This is a genomic window from Methanospirillum hungatei (assembly GCF_019263745.1).
Lineage (GTDB): Archaea > Halobacteriota > Methanomicrobia > Methanomicrobiales > Methanospirillaceae > Methanospirillum > Methanospirillum purgamenti.
Window position 1 is genome coordinate 3,102,131 of the sequence record NZ_CP077107.1, and the last position, 24,338, is coordinate 3,126,468.

Sequence of the window (24,338 nt, forward strand, 5' to 3'; positions counted from 1 at the left end):
CCTAAATATATCCTATATTGTGGGAGTGTATCGCATGATAAAAAAACGAACCACAATTGGGATTCTCGTCATGATTACTCTGCTCTGTGTGAGTATCGGGACGGCAAGTAATGTATCTGGTTGGAATGGCACATGGCATTCAGAACAATATGAACTTATATTTGTCCAGACCGATGATGGAAAGGTTTCTGGAACATATTTGCCATTAGATCCTGAAACAGGAGATCCGGGTGTTATCGAAGGCACATTAGATGAGGATGAAAAAGTCCTTTCCGGAACATGGATCGAAGACGGAACATGTTTCTTTAAACTTTCAGAAGACGGTAACGCCTTTAATGGGACTTATGAATCTGTTAATTCCCAGGGTCAGAAGTATGTTGCAGATTGGAATGCATCCCGGATCATGACCGATGATTCAGCAAATGAAACAGGATGGACCGGAACCTGGAGATCAAACACAGAGACGTTGTATCTTGTTCAAAATGGCTCAGTCGTATCCGGTACATATGAACCATTTAATCCTGGTGAAAATGATCTTGAAGAACCTGGAGTAATTGAGGGAACTCTATCTGTTGACGAAACTGAGTTTACCGGAACATGGAAAGAATTCGGGGGATTGAAATACATTCTTTCAGAAGATGCCATGTTCTTTAACGGAACATATGGATTCGGGACTGCAGACAGTATAGATGACTCAATAGATGATTCCTGGAATGGCACACGGATTTTATAATCCCCTCGTTTTTTTAATGCACCTATCAAATATCATTATCAAAATTGGTCAGATATTCCGTTCTCATTCTCCTGATAAGGCATTATCTTAAATATTTAATGAAAAAATCAGGGTTATTGATATTCATAAGAATAGTAATGTATCCTGCTTTATTTTTCTTTTCCAAAGGTTTACATCAGCTCATGTTCAATGAGGATGTTATGTCAAATACCAGTAAAGAAGGATTTATTGAAATATTCAAACGAAAAATCTGGTTTCGAATGGACGGATCAGAGCATTCAGGTATCCCCCTTCTTATTCTTCATGGAGGACCAGGTGTACCCCATGACTACCTGACTCCTCTCTCTATACTCGCCCACGAACGACCAGTTATCTGGTATGATCAATTAGGGTGTGGGAATTCAGATAAATCCGAGGATATAACACATTATACATTGGACTACTACACTCAGGAACTTGTTGCAATTCGCGAAGCACTTGGCCTGAACGAGGTGCATATTCTTGGTCAGTCATGGGGAACAATGCTAGCAGTTAATTACGTTCTTTCGATGAAACCCAAAGGAATACGTTCACTAATCCTCTCTGCCCCATGTCTTTCAGTGACCAGGTGGCACAATGATCAGCGTAAGTATATCAATGAGCTCCCAAAAGACGTACGGGAGATAATTATTCGGTGTGAAAAAGAAGGAAGTTGTGATTCTTCTGAATACCAGGAAGCAATGCAGGTTTTTTATAATAAGCATGTCTGCAGACTGGATCCCTGGCCTCCGTGTCTTGAAAGATCCATGGAAAAACTAGCATTTGATGTCTACGAACATATGTGGGGTCCTAGTGAATTCACGATAACCGGAACTCTGAAAAATTATGAACGAGCGAATGACCTAAAGAACATCACCATACCTACTCTCTTTACCTGTGGAAGATATGATGAAGCATCTCCAGAATCAACACGATATTATCAGAGTATGCTTCCTGGATCCAAAATGGTAATTTTTGAAGATGCATCTCATTCACATCATCTTGAACAGGAGACTGCTTATCTCAATACAATCAAAGATTTTTTATTACCATTATAATAAACTGGATTCAATTACTTTGTCACATATTCATTGGTTTTATGACTTGGGTATAGGACAATACCTTTATTCAGGATTATTTATCATCTATGATCAATTACCTGGAGAATGCATGAAAAAATCTAATTTTAAGTATCGCTCAAACCTTTTCATTCTATTATGCTTTTTTGTTCTGGTAGGCATCGGAAGCAATGCTACTGCAGATACCATATCCTCTCCGGACGGGAAAGGCTACCGGTTTGAAAAGGACGGGTGGACGTACCTCCATATTGAAGGTGCCCCATATGAACGAGGATTCCAGCATGGATATCTGATGGCACCTGAAATTGCTGAAGTTCAGGACACCATCAGGTATCTAACCTATCATGATACCGGAATGGAATGGGATTATTTTCTTCATGCTGCGAATGAAATGTTCCCAGCACACATCGATGAAGAGTTCCTGACCGAGATGAAAGGAATTGCAGAAGGGGCACAGGAGGCCGGAACAAATGTCAGTTTTGAGGAGATTCTTGGGTGGAATGCATACAAGGAACTGACCGGATACTGGTGGCCGACGGTGAAATCCGAAGCATACAAAAAGATGGAGATTGAAACTGATTCATGTAGTGCATTTATCGCAACTGGGGATTTTACCGAACATGGGGATATTGTCCTTGGTCATAATACCTGGACAGCATTTGAACGGGCACATTTCTTTGATCTGTTGGCAGATGTTCAGCCTGAAGACGGGAACCGTATCTTCATGCAGACCGCACCAGGTCTTCTGGATAGCTCTACTGATTACCTGGTGACCAGTGCAGGACTCATGATTGCAGAGACGACGATAAACTCGTTCAATCAATATAAGGCGAATATGTCTCCTGCTTTTTACCGACTTCGGAATGCTGCACAATATGCAGATAATCTGGATGAATTTGTCTCCATTATGAATACCAACCGGAGCGGCGGGTTTGCGAACAGCTGGCTTGTAGGCGATGCCAAAACCGGGGAGATTATGCGGTTTGAACAGGGATTAAAATTCTTCAATGTCACAAAGACAGATAATGGGTATTTCGCCGGTGCCAACTCTGCTGAAGATCCCCGGATTAGAAATCTTGAGTGTTCAAGTCTTGACCCGACCGATATCAGAACAGGAGTGAGTGCTAGGATGGTCAGGATCCCACAGTTAATAGAGCAGTTCAAAGGAAAAATTTCCACTGAAACAGGAAAAAAGATCCTCTCTGATGAGTATGATGTCTGGCTTCAGAAGGAAAACCCATCCACCCGGACAGTGAATGGTGTATATTGGCTTGATTCAAATCCCTATCCAAACCGGCCGCCATTTAAACCGATGGGTGCATATGACGGGAAAGTTATGGACTCTGAAATGGCGAAAAACATGAGTATAGAGGCCCGGTGGGGATCTCCGTCTGGTAGAGTCTTTGATGCTGATACGTTCCTTTCAGAGCATCCACAATATGGATATCTCAAAGGTTACCTCAAATCGTTCCCTACACACTCGTGGAATGTATTTCATGCCGGGGAAAAAGAATAACCGTTTTTCCGGCATATTGTAGTATCCAGAAAAATATGTGCTTCATCTTTTTTTACATATATTCAGAGAAAAGTACCAAAAATGAGTATATAAATGAATTATATGAGATTTGTTCCGGTATAGATACCAGAACCAATCAGCCAGTCATCTCCGGCTGGAAGAACATAACAGAGTTTTAATTCATTATTTGCGGTATCCGGATTATAATAAACCACATAAACAAATCCCCCGCCTCTCTCTGCAGTGTAGACTTCCTGAGCAATAATTGGTACACCATACATATCCAAATAGTTCATCCGGTTTGTTCCGATTATTTCTGGTTGATAGGGAAGAGCAATGGTAGTGCCATCATATCCATAGGCAAAGATATATGATCCACCATTTGCAAATGATTGATTTATGTCATTAAAATCCTTTACAGCCTGCTCTTTTCCAACCTCCTGTGCATGACTGACTGCATGTTTTACCCGGTTTATAAGTGCTTTTATATCCTCTTGATTTAATTCTGCATTTATCCAGGGAACATATACACCGGAACCAATGAACCAATTTTCATCAACTGGTTCAATCAAAGACAATTTAAGTTGATTCTGGTACTCATTATGAGGATTTTTATAGATATAGTAAAGAAATCCTCCTCCTCGTTTGGCTGCATCCAAAAAGGCAGGCATAATTGATAATCCATTCACATCAGTAAGATCCATTCGGCTTTTTCCGATAAGGCCCTGCTGATACGGAAGTGCCAGAGTTGTTCCGTTCATATCATAAGCAAAAATATACATGTCATCAGTAACATACGCCCCCGAAAGGTTGTTAAAATCGGCACAAGCATTCTCCTTACCTTTCATTCGTGCTGCTGCTGCTGCATCCTGAACAAATTGCTTCAGGTCAGAAATACTTGTATCAAGATCTGATGAAGATATTTGAGTGACTGATCTATTTTCAATATTTGAATCATCAAGGTTTTTAACAAGACCAATTCGCCATTCCTGATTATCCTGTTCCAATGATGTCCACACTGCCTCACGTCTGACCTGTTTATCCCAGTTTTGATTCCAGAATGTGTATTCTATAGCTCCCTCTTTATTTTCCACAACAGTACGTGAAACATTTCTCATCTCATTCGTATCATAAATTGGATCCGTGAGGACATTTGTTCCAATCTCTGCCTCACTGGTCTCATAAACAGTCATACCTCCTGTTTCCAGAATGAAAACTTCATAACCGGTCTGTTCAGTGAAGGGAACAAGGATAGGACGAAGGAATTCTTCTGGGCGAATCGTTACATCAGTATACCCGAGATATTCATTTTTTTCAGAAAATATCGGGTAACTTATTGAAATCCCATAAAACCCTTCTTCAAGATAAAATATATTACTAATCACCGGTTCTTTTCTTTCATTCGCAAACCGGGTTTCATTCTGATAACCTAAATCGCTACCAATAAGGCTTATGAATCGGATAGGAGATGCGGCGGTAACATCATTTTCTTTTGAAATAATCAAAGAGGAATGTCCATGTGTAACATTAGAGAGTTTTTCTGAGAGAATTTTTGTTGCTTCACTTCCTGACAAACCAGATCTTTTAAGCGATTCAACACTTATTTTATTTTGTTCCTTGACTAAATCAAGTTCATCCTGAATTTCTGTGATAATCCTATCAAGGGCTAATACCATACTACTATCCTGGACATTTCCTGAATTATTCATTGATTCCTCAGCAAGCGAATTTATATCGGCAGAAACCGGATACATAAAGATTAGAAACAAAGCCAATATGGCAAATTTTAAGGACATTATGTAGATTTTTCGTAACGAACCAATTAATAGTTCCGATATTAATATGACAGTTGTGTCCTTTTCGATACGATGATTATAGCGAATATCCAATAACTATCATAATCCTTTATCGATGGTTTCTATAAAATTTAAGATTTTTTAGCAATCATTTCAATCTCAATGAATGCTCCTTTCGGAAGGCTGGCTACACCGACTGTTGATCGTGAAGGAGTTGCATTTCCCATATAGCGGGAATATATCTCATTAACCGTCGAAAAATCAGAGATGTTCGTGAGATATATATGAGTATTTATAACATCATCAAACCCCAGTCCAGAAACAGCCAGAATTGCCTTGAGGTTTTTCATGACCTGGTGAGTCTAGTCTTCTAAAGTATCTGCGAGAGCTCCGGTTTGTGGATCAATTCCGATCTGACCTGATGTGTATTCATAATCATTCACAGCAACTCCCTGGCTGTATGGTCCAATTGGTTTTGGAGCCTGATCTGTGTAGATAATTACTTTGTGTGGGGAATTGATCAGTACCGTAAAAAGACTCATCAGAACCATGCCCAGAATAATGCATACAATTGCCATTAAAATAGTATTTTATCCTCTTTCAGATTCATAAAATGTTTTTTGTGTATTTCATATTATAACTAGTCACTTCTTTTTTTTCCATCTATGCCATTTGATCCACTTTTTCTGGAATAAAAGATGAAAACTACAACCATCAATTGAGAGGTAAGGTGCAGAGCATTTTTTACTGTCAAACTCATATGATGATGAATGAGGCCCATTTCTGGAAAAAATAATAGAAAATCCGTCATAAAAATAAAGGGAATGTGCCCTGATTTTTGCCCCCATATCGTCCCGCTATTGGGGGATCTCACGTTATTAGTACAGTTTCTTAAGGATGATGGGCTAGTACAATAGCGGGCCGCTATTAAATCGGTTTATGTTCTTAAATCACAAAATAAATCAAAATAAATCGGAATTTTTTTCTGGTTCTTATTAGAATGAAAAAAATAGTAAAATTGACCGTATTTTCGAAAAATAAGCAATAAAAAATTGGGATGAAAAGTTATCCTTAATAATTACTATATATAATTTTCATTGCCGCAAACAATAAAACCATCTTTTAAACAGAGAAGCATATCCTTTTCATTAATTTCGATATGATTTATCACGAGAATATCATGTGAAAAATCGTGATACATACTCTCTATCTGGATGTCACATCCCTGGTAACTTCACGGACACATTGCATCATAAAGAAATCTGCTAAATCTCTGGGGCGTTTACAAGGGATCTGAATCTCTTTTATAACGCATGATGGTCTTTTTGAAAGAATTAAAATACGATCTCCCAGATAGACTGCTTCTTCCGGATTATGAGTTACAATAAAAAACGTTGTTCCAAGTACATCACGAATTCTGATCACTTCATCCTGAAGTTCACGTCTGGAAAATGGATCTAGTGCACTGAATGGTTCATCCATAAGGAGAATTTCCGGTTCAATGGCAAGAGCACGGGCAACCGCAACCCGCTGCTTCATTCCACCTGATAACTGATGGGGAAGGGCATTCGCAAACTCTTCCATGTGTACAAGAGTGAGCAACTCTTTCACTTTTTGTGTAATCTGCTCATTAGGGATCTTTCGAACTTTCATTCGAAGACCATATGCAATATTGTCATAAACAGAGAGCCAGGGAAAAAGACCATGTTCCTGAAATACCATTGCAGTGTGAACAGGATCAAAGACATTTCCTTCACTCCCACAGATAGTCCCGGTATCGGCAGATTCGAGTCCTGAAAGGATACGAAGTACCGTTGATTTCCCACACCCGGAAGGTCCCATCAGACAGACTATCTCTCCTTTATTTATTACACAGGAGATGTCTGATAATGCTTGAAAATGTGTTTGTTCATTCTGAAACTGTTTTGATATTCCTTTTAGGACTAAAACCTGCATTACTCCTTCCCCTGCCAGTTAAAGAGCTTTGTTTGTCCCATTCTGAAGAAATAATCTGCAACAATACCGATCACCCCGATGATAATCATACCAGCAACAATGACCTGTATCTGTCCCAGATTATATGCAAACATAATCAGATATCCTAGGCCAGCACTTGTTCCGGGTAACATCTCAGCTGCTACAAGACACATCCATGCAACCCCGAATGCCAGACGCAATCCAGTCCAAATTGAAGGTAAAGCTCCAGGAATGACTACCGTTTTGAATATTTCTAAGGTCGTGGCTCCAAGAGTCTGTGCAACTTCAAGCCATCGTACCCTGACACTCCTGACTCCTTCAATCGTACTGATAAAGACCGGAAAAAACGAACCGATGAAAATAATAAAGATGAGAGAGCCGAATCCAATTTTAAACCATGCAATCGCTAGAGGCATCCAGGCAATAGGTGGGACTGGTCGTAAGATCTGGATAATGGGATTAACATAATCCTCTGCAGATTTTGACCACCCACATAAGAGCCCTAAAAATACACCAATTAATACCGCAAGGAAAAATCCATTTAAAACACGCTGAAGACTGGTGAAACTGTTTTGATATAGTGAAGCCCCACCAAATAATGGGTCAAAAGGGTGAATCAGGACTGGAATGATTGTTTCCCAGCCGGGCAGTATGAAACTGTTTTGAATGTATATCGAAAGAACCTGCCAGATTAAGATAATTCCTACAGGTATGGCAAGTCCCTTGATAAATCCATGAAACCGCTTCATAGTGCTCCAAAACTCGGAAGTCCGTATAGGGAGATTTGTATTCCCTCATATTCAAATGCTTCCCGCATCATTTCTTCCTGAATTGAACTTTGAGGAACAGCAATAATTAACGGCTGCCCTGAAAAAGACCGATTTTCCACCCATTCAATAAATGAGTTCCAATCGTCACAGGGAGCCTGATCATCCACAACCAGACCAGAACCCCCTGCATTAATAGAATGAATAATCGAAGCAGGATTGCCCATTGATATCTGCATTAGGGTGGGGACACTCCCGATATATGCAACGTCAATCGCTCTCTGTCCAAGCCCGGTCATAATCCCTCCTCCGACTTGGCCAGGCAGTAACTGAACGTCGGCAACCGGTTTGTCATTGACAATAAGTTGACATTCATCCGGTCGGTCGGATGTGTCAGATCTTGGTGCAAGACAAAATCCATAGGTTTCACAAATCCTATCAGATTCTATGATTGTAACATATAGAGGAGCATACAGATCAGCAGAAGGAAGATACCCAATCCGGACAGATGAAGGAGTCTTGGAAATATGTGGTTTTGAGCCATTGAGGAGATCTAAAGCACGTTTGTATACCGAACCAACCGTATTTGATGAAGAATGATCTGACATTATATTATCTGACAGGGATTTTTCAATTAAACCTAGATCCGGAAGAGATGCATTATCGGTAAATACAATGTGAGGAAACGCATTTTTCTCTAACTCAATAGGATCAAGGAAAAGACCTGCTGACCTGATGGGTTTAGAGCCATACACCCATCGTGCGGTAATGTTGACAGCCTCACCTGGGTCATCATATATTTTTTGTATTCCGGCAATTGTCACCGCAGACAGGAGGGAGGCAATTTCTGGGTATTCAGTAATAAATGAATTTCGCATTACGAGAACATTACATGCAGTGTTCTCCCATTTCCTGTCAGGCGGAATATCTGCATCCCTGGCAATTACCTTTCCAATCCCTCCCATCTCTGCCGTCGAGACAACTGACTCCCACACAAAAAAGGCATCTACCTGGCTGGTATTCAGGAGCTGGGGCATAATTCCTGATGTTCCATATACTATCTGAACCTGGGGCTGGTCAGGAATATCCCTTACTCTGTAATTTGAAGGCAACTCGTAAACGAGAACCAGAGATGCTATAATAATTATACAAATCAGGAGAATATACCCTGCCCTCATTCCAAGTACCATAGCACGAGGCCTTATTTATCAGTACGTTTAACAAGAGGTGCATCAGATTGAGGTTCATATCCATAATAATTGATCAATATAAATATCTCGAACTTCTGCTGTTTATGAATCTTCCTCTTGAGCACAGATAGGATATTGAAAATCCACAGAATAGTCAAAAATTCTTATATCATACATACATTAAGAACGTTCTATGAACGATAGATAATGATGAATATATACACCACGTCATTTCACCCGGACAGTCCTGATGAACCAGTCCCGTGGTATGAAATTGTTGAGAACGAAATTTATACCACCCTCTATCATCCGACTCACCCCCAGGAACCTGTTTCCTGGTTTATAATACGAGAACAGGAGATTTTCACTTCACCAGACCATCCAACACATCCTGATGAACCTGTTGCATGGTTTGAAATCAGAAAGAATCTGATATACCCTTCAGAAAACCATCCGACCCATGCGGATAATGATCTGCCCTGGTTTGAGATCAGAGAGATATAATATCCTCATCATTTATTCAAAAGATGTCAATTACCAGGATATCGAAAAAAGAAGAATAGATAATTAATATCCGCGGAGCTCAGCCCGAACTTTTTCGAGGTTTTCTATCCGCTTCTCAAGTGATGGATGAGTAGAGAAGAGCCCTGCAAGAGTCTTTCCTGAAAGGGCCGGAATGATATAGAATGCATTTGCACCTTCTGCTGCAACCTTTGCTTCAGTTGGCAGACGATCCATCCGTCCGCTGATCTTCTGAAGAGCAGAGATCAGAGCATCAGGATTAGTAGTAATATATGCTGCACCTCGATCTGCTGCAAATTCCCTGTATCTGGAGAGTGCCATCATCAGGAGAGTTGCAATAACCCAGACAACCGCTGCAACAATTCCTGCAATTATCCATGCACCGCCTTGTTCACGATTGCTGAATAATGAAGCAAACAGGAAGTTGTTCATGATCATTGAGGCAATCATGGCAACAAAACTTGCAACTGTCATCGTAAGAATGTCACGGTTCTTGACATGTGAAAGCTCGTGTGCCAATACTGCTTCAAGCTCGTCCTTGTTTAAGGTCTGCATGATAGAATCTGTTACAGCGACGACAGCATGATTCGGACTTCTGCCAGTTGCAAATGCATTTGGCATTGGAGAGTGCATCACGGCAATTCGTGGTTTTGGCAGATCTGCCTCTGTACATAACTTTTCGATCATGCGATGAAGATCAGGGGCTTCATCATATTCGACAATCTTAGCACCAGTACTCATGAGTACCAGTTTGTCAGAGAAGAAGTACTGAACAACGCCCATTACAACTGCTATCACGATAATAAATCCAGATGGCAGTCCAAGGGCAAACAAGATACCCATGAATACCAGATACACGAGTAAGAGCAGTGCCCATGTCAGGAGTATACGTCCTGTCAGGCCTGCATCACGTTTCCATTTCATATTGCTCTAAGGTATTATTATCTCCGAGGATAAAGAGTTATACCGATCCACTGAATATATCTGCCTGAACAGAAGAAGAAAGGATTTAATCAGGTATCAATGACCGCCATGCGGACCGCCTCTTCGGGACCGGTGCAGGCAATAACACCGGGTATGTCCCAGGTGGAAAGACCATACACAGGAATTTGAGATTTTAAAGCATACGCGATCTCAGTCAGTGTACCATATTCTCCTCCTATTGCAATGACAGCATCACATGAACCGATAAGAATGAAATTTCTGGCATGATTCATCTGCGTTTTAATAATTGCAGATAGGAAAGGATTCCCTTCACAACCAGGAACAATACCAATAGCGACTCCTCCTTCCTGAATAGCCCCCTGGCATGATGCTTCCATTATTCCACCCATTCCACCGGAAAGGAGAATGGCTCCTGCACGGGCAAGCAGGGACCCGACCATTTTTGCCTGAAGAATTTCTGATTCAGATGCATTCGACGCTCCGATAACTGCGACCTGCTTTTTTCGTTGCCATGCCTGGTCCGAAGTCATAGTGATACCCTCTACTGGAAGCATACATCAGCCTTTCTATCGGAAAATCTTGTAATTTGACTGATCTGCATCCGAAAATTCTTCCCCTATTGTAATCCTCAATATACTGTAGTCATATATAAAACGAAGCAGATATAAAAAAATAATGAGATCTTGAATCGTGCAAACATCCATTCCTAATTGTTCACTCTGGAATGGCCCAAACAATTTTCCTACCCTGATATACCCTATCAGATCTTGATATTCATGAATCTGCTCTGATTGAGATATATGAACTCAATATGGTAATTCAATCCATTCGTGAGTAGGAAAATCATCTCAAAAGGGAATTTTAGAAAACCCAAATATCCGAGAGAATAAGTATACAGATTTTTGATTGACTAAAGGTATTATACCAGAAAAATTGATGTAAATGACAAAGAATACAATTAAAATTAACAATATCCCGGCGTTATTATGGGGCGAAAAGAGCAACAAACTATTCATTGCGGTTCATGGTAACCTTTCGCATAAGGAAGATACTGTCATCGAACTTCTCGCGAATGAGGCAATTAAGAAGGGTTATCAGGTATTAAGCTTTGATCTCCCGGAGCATGGAGATCGGAAAGGAGAGGAAATCCCATGTAAGGTGCAGCATTGTGTCCATGATCTCAAAGAAATCGGGAAGTATGCTCAAGAACACTGGGACCAGGTATCCCTCTTTGCCTGCAGTATGGGAGCTTACTTCAGCCTGTTAACCTATCGTGATATTGGTCTGAAAACAGCCCTTTTTCTCTCTCCGGTGGTTGATATGGAACGAATCATCCGGAATATGATGATGTGGTTTCAAGTATCTCCGGAGCGGTTGGAGAAAGAAGGGACGATAGATACCCCGGTTGGTCAGAAGTTATATTGGGATTACTTCTGTTATGTGTTAGAGCACCCGGTTGACAAGTGGGATGTTGATACCCGAATCTTATATGGAGCACAGGATAATCTGGTCGAGGTTGATACCATCAGCAATTTCATCGAAAAATTTCCGTGTACCCTGGAAATTATGGATGAAGGAGAACATTATTTCCATACGGATGATCAGATAAACGTATTCACACAGTGGCTGGAAAAAAATATTGAATAAGTGTATCCCATGGTATCGAGAAATAATGGAGATATCTGATATGGGAGTATCTACAATTCCAATCAGTATCTTGAAATCTCCCTATAATTTCCTTTAGTTTACCGGTCAATTAAATATTTTTTACTGGAATAAATTTTGCAATTACTTCACGTGTACCTGCGAAAACCTCTATTCACACCTATTCATTAATTTGCTCAAATATCCAGTGATTAAGGGTACAACAGCCATATTATTCCCGGGAAAAAACAACACGATTATATAATAACATATAGAATAGGGAGTATGGGCTATTGTGTACAACTTGGAATTCTCTGTTCATTGGTTCTAGTTTTTTGTACTGGATTCTGTTCTGCTGCTGAATCATCCTCCGCTTTGATCTATATCCAAGGGAGTGAAAGTGCAATCACGAACGGATCAAATGGGATGATAATTACGGTAAAGGATGTCGTTCCATATTTCCATATTACCGATGGTGTAGAAAGTAAATTAGTTCCGGTAGGGTCTCTTGCCGATATTTCCTACCCCGTACAAGCAGTAGTTAATCTTTTTAATGCTGAAAATGAAACCAACTCAATAATTCATGTCTCAAATCTTTCTTTATCGGATGAGAATAAGGTTCTCACCCTTGATGTCACCCCGCTTGAGTTTTATGAAGGTGAGAGGCTAAAATCCTTTGTGAATGGGCAGACACCACTATCAGACGAGAAGATCGGTGAATACAATCGTGCCGGTATTTATTTAGAAGCAGTCTGGGAGGCACCATCAAATGCTCTGAATTGTATCCCTTGTTTCTGTTGTGATTTTGGAGGTAGTGGAGAGTGTGGGAATATATGCGAATGTTGTACACCTACATGATGTTACTGGTAATTTAGTAGGGAACTAATTCATCCCTTTTTTTGTGAGATACTTAGCCGGTTTTTGTTCTTTTGGATAAAAAAACCCTGAGATAAACTGTCTTTTCTTTTCTGTGATATCTATGTATAATGAATGATAAACAAACCTGGGAGTCATTGGTGATGAGATCTGATCCGATAATCCGGAACACGATTCCGATTGCAGGCAAAGGAAAAAGGATAATTAAGTATACCTTATGATAATCCGAAGAGGTTTTTGGTATTCTGTTCAGGGTTCCTCTTGCATCTCCGAGCAGTTCAGATACCTGCCAGCCCCGACGATATACCGGGCGTCATCACTCCCGGTGCAGAGTTCGATATAACTCTTCTTTTTGTAGAGGATGAGTGATTTCGGGTTTGAGTATACGTAACTAATCCAGCCTTTTCCTTTCTTTAAGGCAAGTTCCGTCAAATCATCCCGGAACATGTTCCCTACCGCATCAGGTTTTCCTGAATAATGGGTTCCTACGGTCTGGGGATTGACTCCGTTCCCAAGAAGGGTTACATTGGTATCAAAGACGAATACGTAGAAATTTGGATCGGTAGAATCCACATACGGGCTCTCACCTGCGTTAATACTGGCAATTGTTCCGCTGGGATCACTTTTCAAGTCTTCAATGGTCTTTTGGACAAGATCGACCAACATCTCATCGGTAATATCACTATCCATACATCCTATCGGAAGATATTTCAAGAAAATCTTCTCATAGTCGGTGCTACCGCTTTCAGCCCGGTTCATCTTGAGCTGCTTGAGAGTATTGTTCACCGCAGAAACGAACTCCTCAGATGTATCCGGATTAAAAGCAAAGTAATCTTCAAAATAAGATATCTCCTTTTGTTGTGCAAATTTGGATGGATCTTTGGCATACGTCGCAATAGCTTTCTGACCCGGATAATCTCCATAAGCAAATGCATTGACAGAGCCGTCATCAACCAGTTTTATTGCGTCTTCTGCGGTGAGGACTTCAATAAGGTTCTTTTCGTTAGCACCTGCATTCAGAGTGGAATTGATGGTTCGACTATCTTTAATGACTGCTATCTTCAATGCTGCGATATCACTTTTTTCTGACAGATTTACGCCCTCATTCGTATAGATGAGATCACGATCGGTAAAGAAGGGCCCTGCCCATAAGAAATCATTCTCCCGTTCAGGAGTCCGGGTGATGGTAAAAAGAACCGTATCAGGGGTTGTTCTAACGAGGTTATATCCCTCAGACCAGGGAAGGAGCTTGAATGAACTCCGGTTTATGTCACTTCCCATTTTCTGCAAAATCTTCTCGAAGAGGTCCACAGAAATGCCCTGTAATGTTCCATTATCAACGAAGTTTAGAGGATAGTAATCTTCTGTGATAATCTGGATGTCTTCTGGTATTACCGTTCCGGAACAAAAGGTCGGAAGAGTGAGAAACCCTATGAGGAGAAATACTATTATTCGTTTCATAAATTCAGGTTTTTAGGTCAAATGTAAAACTATAAATATTCACCTCATTGTATGATGATTCCTTTCATACCGTCGGAGAAAGAAATGAGTTTCATAGATACAGGTTTTTTTGTATTATCCCCGCAGGTGAGTTCAAAGATCTCTTTTTGAAATTCTGACGTATCTTTCTCATTCTTCTTTACCATCTCTTCCAAAATCTTTTGAGCATTTTTGTCCGGAAATGCCTTCTCTGCCCAGGTATTCCAGGAAGAAATAGCACTCAGATCATACCCAAATTCATCTGAAAACTTCCGGTTCAAATATAAAATGGTATTTTGCTTGTCCAGTATCATGACCGGAATATCCAGGGCTGATGCAAATTCTTTAAATTTCTGTTCACTCCTGGATAACCGCTGCTCTGTCATCCTTCGGGCAAGTGCTATTGATGCCTGGCGAAAGAATGATAATATTACCTGTTTATTTTCGAGTTTTTCATCCTTACCAAGACATATCCCGACCAGTCCGAATAATTGTTCCTGCCATACCAGTCCGGTGAGATATATTTTTGCAATGTTAAATGTCAAGGATGCTTGTTCACATGCTTCTTTTGGAAATATATGGGCACATGCATCATAAAATGAATATTCTTCTTCTTCATAAAATGGCTTGAAATGCATAACCCGCATTTCCTTAAAAGTAAAGGCATTCTCATGGAAAGGGGCAGAATAAAAGAAATCTTTAACCGGAAATTTCATTCCGACCGGATTAAAACCAAACAGTTGTGTGACTCCTTCCCGTGTTTTTTCATCTTCTATTGCTCGAAAAATAAATTGTCCCTCCGTCTCATCATAGGAATGAATATAGTATCGTGGATTTTCTGGGACAAGACTTTTCAATTGGTCTGCAATATATACATAGATGTCAGATTCCGGGGGAAGGTCAACCAGTTCTTCAGCCGTCCGGGCTAAAAACTCCATATTTTTTAGATGACGTTTCTTCTCGGTTATATCCTCAAGCACTATGGTAAGGCCCTTCTCTTTTTCCTCAAACAGTGTAGGGATAACTTCCATTTTGTAAAAAAAATCGTAACTATTCAGTCGGCTTAGGCTAATGCAAGATTTTGAGAGAGTAACGACTCTCCACTAATATCTTTGGTTCTATTTGGTGACCATGGAAAATTATGAAATGCTGAAACAATTCCTTCAATAACATTAATTCCATTTTTTCTTATAGTTGAGATGTAACTTCTGATCAGAGCAATCGCACTGGCTGTATCGAAGCTTCTAAATCCACCTGATATTTTCATTTTTACCTTCATCATACGAATATCTCTCTCGGCCTGATTATTGTCGAATGGAACGAGAGGATCATTTATAAATCTCAACACACTCTCTCTCCACTCTTTTAGCCTTTCGAGTAAGTTTCGTACAAATCCCTTTTTCTTCCTGCCCCTTTTTACTTCATCTACAACCGGTGGAGGATTTTCATCCAGTCCTATCTGTATCAATTCATCGTATGACTCCATCAGACTGGTACGAATGATTGGAGGAATAGGAACCCCAACTCCATGAAATATCTCTTTGTTTTCTTTTGCCCCTAATAATAACTCAATAAGATCATAAGGCCATTTTTGAGAGGTTTCTTCTTCAACCCGGATGAGTTCTCGGATAATATGAGCACAACAAAAACTGTGTTCGCAGGAATAGGAAAGATAAGGACCCCAGAAATCATGAACACTAATCCCATGAAATTCAGGAAGGATTCCAATATTATCCATTCCTTCTTTACCTCTTTTTCTCTGAAGGGAATAATGAGTTAGGTTAGGAGTACAGGTCACATGAAGCCAATGAAGTTTTCCTTCTACTCTGACTCCAGTTTCATCATTATGGATTACGGGCTCATTTTGAAGAACGTTTACAATATCATCCTTAAATGATTGTAATTTCTTCGCTAGATTGTGAGTTAAATTTACGATTGTTCCAGGACTAACAGAAAAACCGAAAAGAACTGAGCAGATTTCAGTTACTCGTTCATAAGGGATTAATTGATGATGAGAAAAATAGGTCAGATAAGATTTGACTCTGGATCCATATTGAACTGGATGTGTAACATCTTCGGGAAAATCCCCTGATGTTTTTAAACCACAATGAGGACAGCAGATAGTGAAAGACTGATGTTCTGTTATCTCGATTGTGGGAGGAGGGGGAAGATCAAAAACCTGTCTTTTTTCAATGCCGAGTATTTTTCCAGAAACAAGGCTATGTCCACATTTGGAGCATTCATGAGGTTTATGATATTCGATATGATCTGGATGAGGACTCTGCCTTAAGGTTGTCCCTTTATGGCCGGGTTGACCTCCCGGATATTTCTTTCGAGAATCTGATTTATTTCGATTCTTTTTAGCATACCCATCAGAAGATGGTGGTTTTCCGCTATTTCGACTATTGAGGTTTAGCCTGGATTCGAGTTCTTTGACTCTGGATTCTAATTGATCAATTCTTTCATGTAGGTGAACAATATATGCAATTACTTCAGGAGGACATTCAAGTATTTTGGCTTTGAGTTCTTCTGGAAAGTCCATTTGATAATTTAACGTTAATAGTCATTATAAAAAGATCTTTCGGTAAAAATGAATTTTTAGAAGAAGAGGACTAATATTAGAGTAGGTTTTCAGATGGACGGGATAAGGGCGCTGAGACCGGCTGAATAGTTACAAAAAATCAATATTATTTTTTGAAAACCGGACATCATGTATGACCTGTTCTTTTGTAACCGAGGTGATTATTGAGAGGGCTTCAGGGGTGGAAATGATTGGAAGTCCATTTTCGAGAATATTTCGCCCAACGAGATCTTCCTTGGATAGTTCGGAAAATGTGAGATACTGATCATTCACCTGGACGATGTTCATGTTCAGGTCCAGGATTATAATCATATTCTTAGTAAAACAGAGAAATGCTGACATTGGGACCCGTTGCGAGAGCCAGTATACTTTTGCTGACCCAACTTGTCTAGCCTCTGCTTTGCCTTCTGCATGAAGTACTTCCAGATACTTTGCGGTAAAATTGCGGTCCTTTTTTATTTTTCTTGAGAGATCCGTGATAGTAAGTCCTCGTGGGCTTGACTTCAGGCTCTTGAGGATCGCAGTATATGCTTCCTGAACCTCTGTCATGTTAAAAAATTATTGATAGACTTCCGGGAGATTAAGGTTTATGTTGGTCCGGGTGTGGGAAAAATGCTGGTGGGAACAATAAAAACTTATGTTAAAAAAAACACCCATGAAGCTCTGCCTCATGTTTAACTCATGAAAACCTATCATCCAGAGTCCATTTAAATTTCACATAGGTTTTCAGCGAAAATTATTCAATTCATAGATGCGGACAAATCCTAAATTGTATTCCAATTTGGCTGCGCAATGTAAAATCATAAAAATGAATGAATTACAATTTATTTTGTACCAATATTAAATGATGAAGAGTGAATTACTTTATAACAACGAACAGAAATTCCCATAACATTTAATGGTTTGAAAATATATTTCATTGCCCAGTTCTTAACATCCTCATCTTTAACATCCCAAAATATCAATTCCGGATCTAAATTTTCTTTTCCATCTGTTAATTTTTGGAATAAGAGAGTTGGTGCAGTATTTTCATAGGAATTATCATATATCAAAACCTCATCTGCTGCAAGGATCATTTGGGGCAAAAAAGAAATGGAACATTCATATCTACTCCTGATTTTATCTTCTGGAACATCATGTCCTCCTTCTAGAACACGATTTCGAACCCTGGCTACATTTATATCCGGATTTTTTGTTGTGACATAAGTCAGATGGACCCTATAGCCACAATTTTTCGCATAATTCATTATGTCAAGGCGGCTTTCATGAGAAAATACCGTTTCCCATGTGAAAGACAAGCCATTAGATAACATTTCACGAATTTGTCTGTTGGTTTCTTCCTAAGCACACTATAATTTTTCAAAACTATCAGACATCTTTGAAATTATCGGATGTTCTCGTGCACAATAATCTGCATTTATGAAAATTCGATTATCATCTTCAGGAACTAAAGTGGACTTACCAGATCCGTTTGGTCCGGCAAAAATAGAGAATATCCTCATTATTCAGAGTAACCGAGGATTTTATATGCCCTACGAGAAGCTGCTATCAATTTTTTATCAGTATTTTTAAATGAAGGAATAAACCCTTTTTCATTCCATTTTGTTTCATTTGAAATCCTGATACTTTCAGGAGACATCCTCATCATAATCCGGTTTTTTTCAGTTTCTTCTAATGGAACACAATGTAATAAAGTACTATCTTCTTTTTTTCCCGAGAATATTTTTTCTGTGGTTATTTTTTGGGTCTCTATTTTTCGAGAAAATGATTGTTCTCTCTGATTCCGGGTTTTTCTGGTTTTTCTCGTGGGTAAATTAGAAAATCTCATAACTTAATTATGTAAAAATATTGGTAATCTAAAAATTATGTATTTTCCTATATTCAAAAATGAAAAATGAAAATCCCATCGTTAACCGAAAGTAAGATTTCATCTTCGGACAAATTGTAAATTGAATTTCCAATTTGTCCAATCAGGTACATTCATGATCCTACGAGCAGCCGGAGAAAAAATACGAGAATTAGCATCAGGATTTCCTGCCGTAGTTGTTACCGGACCACGTCAATCCGGTAAGACAACCCTGGTAAAACACCTGTTTCCTGACAAACCCTATCTCCTTCTTGAAGAACCTGATACCCGGAGATTTGCAGAAGAAGATCCCAGAAGTTTTTTGGGTCAATATCTGGATAAAGGAGCAATCATCGACGAAGCTCAGTATGTTCCTGAACTCTTCTCATATTTACAGGGAATATTAGATCAAAGTGAAAGTCCTGGCCGGTTTATCCTGACCGGATCACAGAATTTCCTCATGATGGCTAAAATATCCCAGTCACTAGCCGGGAGAATTGGAATTATAAAACTTCTACCCCTTTCAATGAATGAATTGAATCAGGCAGGACAAGAGTGTGACCAGTATGAGGAATACTTGTATCAAGGTTTTTATCCCCGGCTCTATAACTCCACTATTCTTCCATCAGATTTCTATTCGTCCTATGTTCAGACATATCTTGAACGGGACTTAACCCAACTAAAACAAGTCCATAGCCGATCTACTTTTCACATATTTCTCAAAATGTGTGCAAACCGAATTGGACAGATAGTTAATTTCACATCCCTTGGTGCTGATTGTGGTATCAGCCACAATACTGCCAAAGAATGGATATCTCTGCTTGAAACGTCGGGAATTGCATTTCTGATTAAAACGCATCATAAAAATTACAATAAACGCCTCATACAGATGCCAAAATTATATTTTTCAGATCCCGGACTTGCAGCATATCTTGCAGACATCAAATCTGCCGACGAGATTGTAACTCATCCCCTGAAAGGAGGACTTTTTGAGACGTTAATCATCGGAGAATTTCTAAAATACAGATATAACAGAGGCCTGGATTCTAATCTCTACTTTTGGCGTGATAAAACAGGGCATGAAATTGATTGCATCATAGAAAAATCAATACATGAAACAATATCTGTAGAAATCAAGGCCGGCAGGACAATAGCCGGAGATTTCTTTAAAAATATTCATTATTACAATAGATTGTCAGGACAGAGTCCGGATAGATCATTCATTGTGTATGGGGGTGACCAGGATCAAAACCGGAGTGATGGAAGAATAATAGGATATTCACATCTTGATTCGATATTCGAATTTCTCTAACAAAAACAAGTCAGTTATTCTATATGTGGTTATCTTTTTTGTTCAGAATAAATTACAAAAAAAAAATTGTTTAATACACTCAATGAGAGAGTTAATATTGAAATTTAATGAAACAGGTCAATAATTAGAAAGGAAGAATTGACAATAATATTCAGAGGTTATAATATCATCTGAATTAAAATTAAATTAACTATTCAATGTATAATTGATTTATCCTTCAGTTATTTCTATACGAACGCAAATATTCTATATAATTAAATGGTGTCACAGCATTGACAGATTACATCGAAATTGGAGAGAGATTGGATCAAGCAGGCACTCCCTGATCTTCAGATTGCAGATAAAAATATGTCAATTGGATGCTATGATTCTGCAGCATTTTACTCACACCAGTCCGTTGAAAAATTATTAAAAGGGTTAATTTCACATTCTGGCTACTCAATCCCGAGGACTCATGATTTAGAACGGTTAGGAGATATGCTGGATTGTCCAGAAGATGTTTTATCAGATCTTATTGATCTCATGGGTGATTATCAGACATCACGATATCCTGACATGAGTGAGATAATTCCCTGTGAGTATTATACAGAATCAATTGCCCGTGATAGAGTACGGAAAGCAAAAAAGGTATTTGCAGTACTGTATCATGAGGGGAATTATCAATGAATGATCCTGTTGTAGAAGTATTCAGATCTGAAATAATCCCAAAATTAATAGAGTATTTCATACCTGAAGAAATTATTCTGTTTGGCTCAAGAGTGGCAGGAAATGCTCATGAAGAATCAGATCTGGATGTAATTATTGTTTCAGAAATTTTCAAAGACATTCCTTTACATGAGAGATTCCCTATGGTCCGGAAACGGGTTAGGACGCCCTATTCCATCGATTATCTTTGTTACACTCCGGATGAATTTGAACGAATGAAAACACGTTCAAGTGTTTTGGAAAGTGCATTATCCGGGCCTCACCAGATGGTGCTTGGATCAGCTTGAATTGTTTATTATTCCCCATTAATCAAATCTGTTTTTTATACGTAATTATTCATTCATAAAACAGGTGATATCAGAGTTTTACTTCGAATTCAAAAAATTTCAACCCATTCATCACCAGAATATATTATACTTTTATCTCAATTATTCCCTTGTCCTCCATATACGGAGTTCGCTCCAATAGCCGGGCCGGATCAACTGCCTCGGTGGGCATACGTCCACCAAATTCCCGTGGACCCTTATACACTCCGTCCGGAGATAAGTCACGGTCATGTTTTTTGAGCCAGTAAAACCGGTGACAATACAAATACACTCCTTTCGTATTGGAATCCCTTTTCTCAACCAGTTCATATCCGATAAGTTTTGAAAATTCCTGAATTCTCTTCCCGATGGTTTTTACCGGAAACCGGGATGAGGTGCTCAGATATTGGTCCTGTCGTAAATATGAATAATTTTGAGGATTTTCAAGCCATGTAATCATAATTTCTTCTCCTTTTCGTTCAGGTTCTTCATTTCATCGTAGTGTTTCTGACAGACCTGGTTATAAGGCCTGCCTGGAATCCAGTAGAGTTGTGATAACCGGTCTGGTTCTCCGCATCCTTTGCATCTGCAGAATATATCAACCATGTTCTCCGTTGGGACAGGCACGTATTCATCAACAGAAAGGTCAGGATCCAGGCCATGATATGATAAAAACTCCCGGAGCGTTGTAATTTCAGACTGTATAGAAGATTCCCTTCCTGCAGAAGTATCCTCTGAAATATGTTCTGACCTTTCATCAGATCTACCTGATATTTCACCAACAGAGGGAACCGGTTCGGAGGAAGAACTCCTGTCAGAAATCCCGGACTGCCGGGTATGATACTCAGGTCCTTTCATACATTCAGGGCATTCTGGGATTTCTCCTCCAGATTCGTCAAAGTAATACCTCTGCATAATCTCTATCCATTTCTTCCTGCTCGGGACGAATAATGCCCGGACATTTTTAATCCCTTTCGCTGTCTGAATTCTTTTCTGCCTGAGTTCCATATCAATTCCTCCAAGCGTCCGTGTTACTGTCCTGGAACTGCATTTCAGGCCTTCAGCTATCATTTTAGGAAGAACCACCTGGATTCGTCCCTCATAATAATATTTCCCGAATTCAGGGTCTCCCATCAGATCTTCTTCCCCCTGTGCCAGTGACAGGGCATAATTAAACATCCCTCCTTCCATGGATTCTGCTCTTGTCCGCCGGATCTCTTTCTGCCTGGCGTTCAGGTACTGCAAAAACCGTTCCTGACCATCCGGAAAAAGTGTCAGGATAACAGAAAGCGGCCTTGCCATCTGTTTCAGCCGCCCTTCTATTCCCATTCCATTACAGGATAGCATGCAGTCTTCTGATACTTCTGACCAGTGCTCAAGGGTAAACCTGGCAATAAGAGCTCTTATCTCTGCTACTTCATCAGTGTACCGGGATGGAAGTTCAGGGGGAATATCCTCCCTGGTTGTTTCATCCGGAGAGAAGGATAGGCATCTTCCTTCGGTTGCAGAGTCTCTGAACGGTTGTCTCATGGCGATGAGCTTGGGACCAAAGGGATCAAAGATATGAATCTTAGAAAGGTCGCCTTTATCTGTGAGAAGGAACGGATTATCTTTTTCAAATCCCAGGTTAAGGTATTTGACCAGGGGATCGGACTGGTCTCCTTTCAGGTCTGATTCGTCAATGAGAAGTGTTCCCATCCATTTCTCCTTAAACCGCATGATACCAGAGAGCGAAGATGCTCCCGAAGCACGGATAGGATAAAAACAGAGATCAGAAATGACTTTCAGAAACCGGCTTTTTCCTTTCCCGGTATCTCCTAAAACCGGAGGTACGGAGTTGTACTGCACTTTGGAAAATACCAGGAATAAAGGGCATAGTAGACAAATAACTCATAGTCTCTCTCTTCAGCATCCAGGTACCGGTACAGATGGTCCCTTATCCGGGTATAAAGATCTCCCGGAGAGAGGAGCTGTGCAGCTTTGAGAAGGTCAGTCCTGGGTAACCCTACAATATAGGACGTGGTACCCCGATCCTGGTGGATGGGGAGCTCCGGAGGGACGGTCCTCATACCTGATATATCAGTCTCTTCAACAGAGAATAGCACTTTTCCTTCCGCTAGATGAGCATAGGAATACCGATCACCTTCACTGATACAGGTGAGGTAGAGGTTCCCGTCTTTCTCAAAATACGGAATATGCCGGATTAATTCCTCTTCCTCAGGAGCGTCATATTTTTTCACAGTTTCAATATATGAAAATGCCAGATCCTTGATGTCCCGAAGGGTTTCATAGTCAAGTTGTTGGTATTCTTTGAGTTTTTTATTTCTTTTTTGCAACGTTTTGATAACCACATCTGATCGTTTCCGGTTGGAGAGCAGATACACTGCAATATCCCAGTATTCACGGTTAAGATCTCCTTCTTCGTCAGGGTCTTCGGAGATGAGGTATGCTCCCGATTCTTTTACAGCTGAATAGGATCTATCTCCGGCCATAACTAACGCTCTTCTCGTCTTTTCGTTAAACTGGGGCATTGATGTTATTGCTTCTGTCATCTTCTTCTCCTGGCCTTCTTCCAGGCAATTCTCTCTAAAAACCTCACTTCCGGCATCTCGCTATTGAGCTGGTCAAGATGTCTTTTCATCACATCCGTATCGTATATCCCTCCACAGGGCATGATTCCCCTGCATACTGCATCCCATTGTGCAGCATCATAACCGGAACCGCACCGGAAACAGTATACGAAGCCCTTTGAAGGATTCATAGATATATTTCCTCCCCGCTCAAGGTGTGCCATTACATTTGGATCATCATACCGTTTGCCATGTGATACCTTGTTCCAGCCTTTTTCTTTGTGTCCCTTCTCTCCGGCCGGGATTTGGAGAAATACCAGGTCTTCACACTGTATCTGCCAGGGAATAAGATCGCAGGAGGTGTGGCTGAATGATATTCCCACACTCATGTACTACTCCTGCGGGGTCCACTATACGGAAATGGGGATTGAATTTCTCCTGAAATGGTCCCAACCATTGGTTTTGAACATGTGCAGA

General features: G+C 40.0%; 25 protein-coding genes and 1 pseudogene. 9 read left to right on the forward strand and 17 right to left on the reverse strand.

The window, feature by feature from the left end; translation table 11 throughout:
* Positions 1-34: 34 nt before the first annotated feature.
* The 3 genes from KSK55_RS15010 (at position 35) to KSK55_RS15020 (ending at position 3,346) form a co-directional block, all read left to right on the forward strand.
* Complete coding sequence (locus KSK55_RS15010) at positions 35-733, forward strand: hypothetical protein (RefSeq protein WP_218607501.1); 699 nt, start codon at positions 35-37, stop codon at positions 731-733.
* 200 nt (positions 734-933) lie between these two features.
* Complete coding sequence (locus tag KSK55_RS15015) at positions 934-1,809, forward strand: proline iminopeptidase-family hydrolase (RefSeq protein ID WP_256664048.1); 876 nt, start codon at positions 934-936, stop codon at positions 1,807-1,809.
* Positions 1,810-1,921: 112 nt separating this feature from the next.
* Positions 1,922-3,346: a C45 family autoproteolytic acyltransferase/hydolase gene (locus tag KSK55_RS15020; protein WP_218607503.1), complete on the forward strand. Its 1,425-nt coding sequence runs from the start codon at positions 1,922-1,924 to the stop codon at positions 3,344-3,346.
* A 98-nt stretch (positions 3,347-3,444) separates the two neighbouring features.
* Here the strand turns inward: KSK55_RS15020 and KSK55_RS15025 are convergent, their stop codons facing one another.
* From KSK55_RS15025 to KSK55_RS15050, 5 genes and pseudogenes are all read right to left on the reverse strand, one after another.
* Complete coding sequence (locus KSK55_RS15025) at positions 3,445-5,055, reverse strand: cache domain-containing protein (RefSeq protein ID WP_218607505.1); 1,611 nt, start codon at positions 5,053-5,055, stop codon at positions 3,445-3,447.
* Between the two features lie 218 nt (positions 5,056-5,273).
* Positions 5,274-5,720: pseudogene (locus tag KSK55_RS16570) on the reverse strand (Rid family detoxifying hydrolase).
* A 628-nt stretch (positions 5,721-6,348) separates the two neighbouring features.
* Positions 6,349-7,098, reverse strand: coding sequence for an ABC transporter ATP-binding protein (locus KSK55_RS15040; protein ID WP_218607510.1), 750 nt, complete (start codon positions 7,096-7,098; stop codon positions 6,349-6,351).
* On the reverse strand, positions 7,098-7,868 hold the full coding sequence (locus KSK55_RS15045; protein WP_218607511.1) for an ABC transporter permease: 771 nt from the start codon (positions 7,866-7,868) through the stop codon (positions 7,098-7,100). Before KSK55_RS15045 ends, KSK55_RS15040 begins: the two co-directional genes overlap by 1 nt.
* The gene (locus KSK55_RS15050) at positions 7,865-9,076 is read right to left on the reverse strand and encodes an ABC transporter substrate-binding protein (RefSeq protein ID WP_218607512.1); all 1,212 of its coding nucleotides are present in this window, start codon (positions 9,074-9,076) and stop codon (positions 7,865-7,867) included. The genes KSK55_RS15045 and KSK55_RS15050 overlap by 4 nt, the downstream gene beginning before the upstream one ends.
* A gap of 207 nt (positions 9,077-9,283) precedes the next feature.
* Here KSK55_RS15050 and KSK55_RS15055 point away from each other — a divergent pair, with 207 nt between their 5' ends.
* On the forward strand, positions 9,284-9,580 hold the full coding sequence (locus tag KSK55_RS15055) for a hypothetical protein (RefSeq protein WP_214420998.1): 297 nt from the start codon (positions 9,284-9,286) through the stop codon (positions 9,578-9,580).
* A gap of 63 nt (positions 9,581-9,643) precedes the next feature.
* On the opposite strand, the gene htpX is transcribed toward KSK55_RS15055, so the two are convergent.
* Complete coding sequence (gene htpX, locus KSK55_RS15060; protein ID WP_214420999.1) at positions 9,644-10,522, reverse strand: zinc metalloprotease HtpX; 879 nt, start codon at positions 10,520-10,522, stop codon at positions 9,644-9,646.
* 89 nt (positions 10,523-10,611) lie between these two features.
* Positions 10,612-11,097: a TIGR00725 family protein gene (locus KSK55_RS15065; RefSeq protein ID WP_256664049.1), complete on the reverse strand. Its 486-nt coding sequence runs from the start codon at positions 11,095-11,097 to the stop codon at positions 10,612-10,614.
* A 388-nt stretch (positions 11,098-11,485) separates the two neighbouring features.
* Between KSK55_RS15065 and KSK55_RS15070 the strand changes: the two genes are divergently transcribed.
* Both KSK55_RS15070 and KSK55_RS15075 read left to right on the forward strand, forming a co-directional pair.
* On the forward strand, positions 11,486-12,190 hold the full coding sequence (locus KSK55_RS15070; protein WP_218607513.1) for an alpha/beta hydrolase: 705 nt from the start codon (positions 11,486-11,488) through the stop codon (positions 12,188-12,190).
* A gap of 282 nt (positions 12,191-12,472) precedes the next feature.
* Complete coding sequence (locus KSK55_RS15075) at positions 12,473-13,045, forward strand: hypothetical protein (protein ID WP_218607515.1); 573 nt, start codon at positions 12,473-12,475, stop codon at positions 13,043-13,045.
* A gap of 267 nt (positions 13,046-13,312) precedes the next feature.
* On the opposite strand, the gene KSK55_RS15080 is transcribed toward KSK55_RS15075, so the two are convergent.
* From KSK55_RS15080 to KSK55_RS15105, 6 genes are all read right to left on the reverse strand, one after another.
* Positions 13,313-14,524, reverse strand: coding sequence for a transporter substrate-binding domain-containing protein (locus tag KSK55_RS15080; RefSeq protein ID WP_218607516.1), 1,212 nt, complete (start codon positions 14,522-14,524; stop codon positions 13,313-13,315).
* A 44-nt stretch (positions 14,525-14,568) separates the two neighbouring features.
* Entirely contained in the window at positions 14,569-15,573 is a 1,005-nt protein-coding gene (locus KSK55_RS15085) for a PAS domain-containing protein (RefSeq protein WP_218607517.1), read from the reverse strand.
* Between the two features lie 32 nt (positions 15,574-15,605).
* A complete protein-coding gene (gene tnpC, locus KSK55_RS15090) occupies positions 15,606-17,084 on the reverse strand; it encodes an IS66 family transposase (RefSeq protein WP_218607127.1) in 1,479 nt (492 codons plus the stop codon).
* 129 nt (positions 17,085-17,213) lie between these two features.
* Positions 17,214-17,672, reverse strand: a complete 459-nt coding sequence (locus tag KSK55_RS15095) for a PAS domain-containing protein (RefSeq protein WP_218607518.1) — start codon at positions 17,670-17,672, stop codon at positions 17,214-17,216.
* A 275-nt stretch (positions 17,673-17,947) separates the two neighbouring features.
* Positions 17,948-18,370 (reverse strand): hypothetical protein, encoded by a 423-nt coding sequence (locus tag KSK55_RS16575; protein WP_256664050.1) that lies wholly within the window; start codon positions 18,368-18,370, stop codon positions 17,948-17,950.
* Positions 18,371-18,624: 254 nt separating this feature from the next.
* A complete protein-coding gene (locus KSK55_RS15105; RefSeq protein ID WP_218608978.1) occupies positions 18,625-18,951 on the reverse strand; it encodes a hypothetical protein in 327 nt (108 codons plus the stop codon).
* Between the two features lie 154 nt (positions 18,952-19,105).
* On the opposite strand from KSK55_RS15105, the gene KSK55_RS15110 reads away from it, so the two are divergent.
* From KSK55_RS15110 to KSK55_RS15120, 3 genes are all read left to right on the forward strand, one after another.
* The gene (locus KSK55_RS15110; protein ID WP_218607520.1) at positions 19,106-20,281 is read left to right on the forward strand and encodes an ATP-binding protein; all 1,176 of its coding nucleotides are present in this window, start codon (positions 19,106-19,108) and stop codon (positions 20,279-20,281) included.
* A gap of 291 nt (positions 20,282-20,572) precedes the next feature.
* Positions 20,573-20,947 carry a HEPN domain-containing protein gene (locus KSK55_RS15115; RefSeq protein WP_218607521.1) on the forward strand — a complete coding sequence of 125 codons (375 nt, stop codon included), beginning with the start codon at positions 20,573-20,575 and terminating at the stop codon, positions 20,945-20,947.
* Positions 20,944-21,273 (forward strand): nucleotidyltransferase domain-containing protein, encoded by a 330-nt coding sequence (locus KSK55_RS15120; RefSeq protein ID WP_218607523.1) that lies wholly within the window; start codon positions 20,944-20,946, stop codon positions 21,271-21,273. The genes KSK55_RS15115 and KSK55_RS15120 overlap by 4 nt, the downstream gene beginning before the upstream one ends.
* Positions 21,274-21,397: 124 nt before the next feature.
* Here KSK55_RS15120 and KSK55_RS15125 read toward each other — a convergent pair whose 3' ends face one another.
* Genes KSK55_RS15125 through KSK55_RS15140 form a run of 4 tightly spaced genes read right to left on the reverse strand, consistent with a single transcriptional unit; the run spans position 21,398 to position 24,250 of the window.
* Positions 21,398-21,751, reverse strand: coding sequence for a DUF6009 family protein (locus KSK55_RS15125; RefSeq protein WP_218607524.1), 354 nt, complete (start codon positions 21,749-21,751; stop codon positions 21,398-21,400).
* Positions 21,748-23,139: a hypothetical protein gene (locus KSK55_RS15130; RefSeq protein ID WP_218607525.1), complete on the reverse strand. Its 1,392-nt coding sequence runs from the start codon at positions 23,137-23,139 to the stop codon at positions 21,748-21,750. Before KSK55_RS15130 ends, KSK55_RS15125 begins: the two co-directional genes overlap by 4 nt.
* On the reverse strand, positions 23,109-23,843 hold the full coding sequence (locus tag KSK55_RS15135) for a hypothetical protein (protein WP_218607526.1): 735 nt from the start codon (positions 23,841-23,843) through the stop codon (positions 23,109-23,111). Before KSK55_RS15135 ends, KSK55_RS15130 begins: the two co-directional genes overlap by 31 nt.
* Positions 23,840-24,250 carry a hypothetical protein gene (locus KSK55_RS15140; RefSeq protein WP_218607527.1) on the reverse strand — a complete coding sequence of 137 codons (411 nt, stop codon included), beginning with the start codon at positions 24,248-24,250 and terminating at the stop codon, positions 23,840-23,842. Before KSK55_RS15140 ends, KSK55_RS15135 begins: the two co-directional genes overlap by 4 nt.
* Positions 24,251-24,338: the final 88 nt, after the last annotated feature.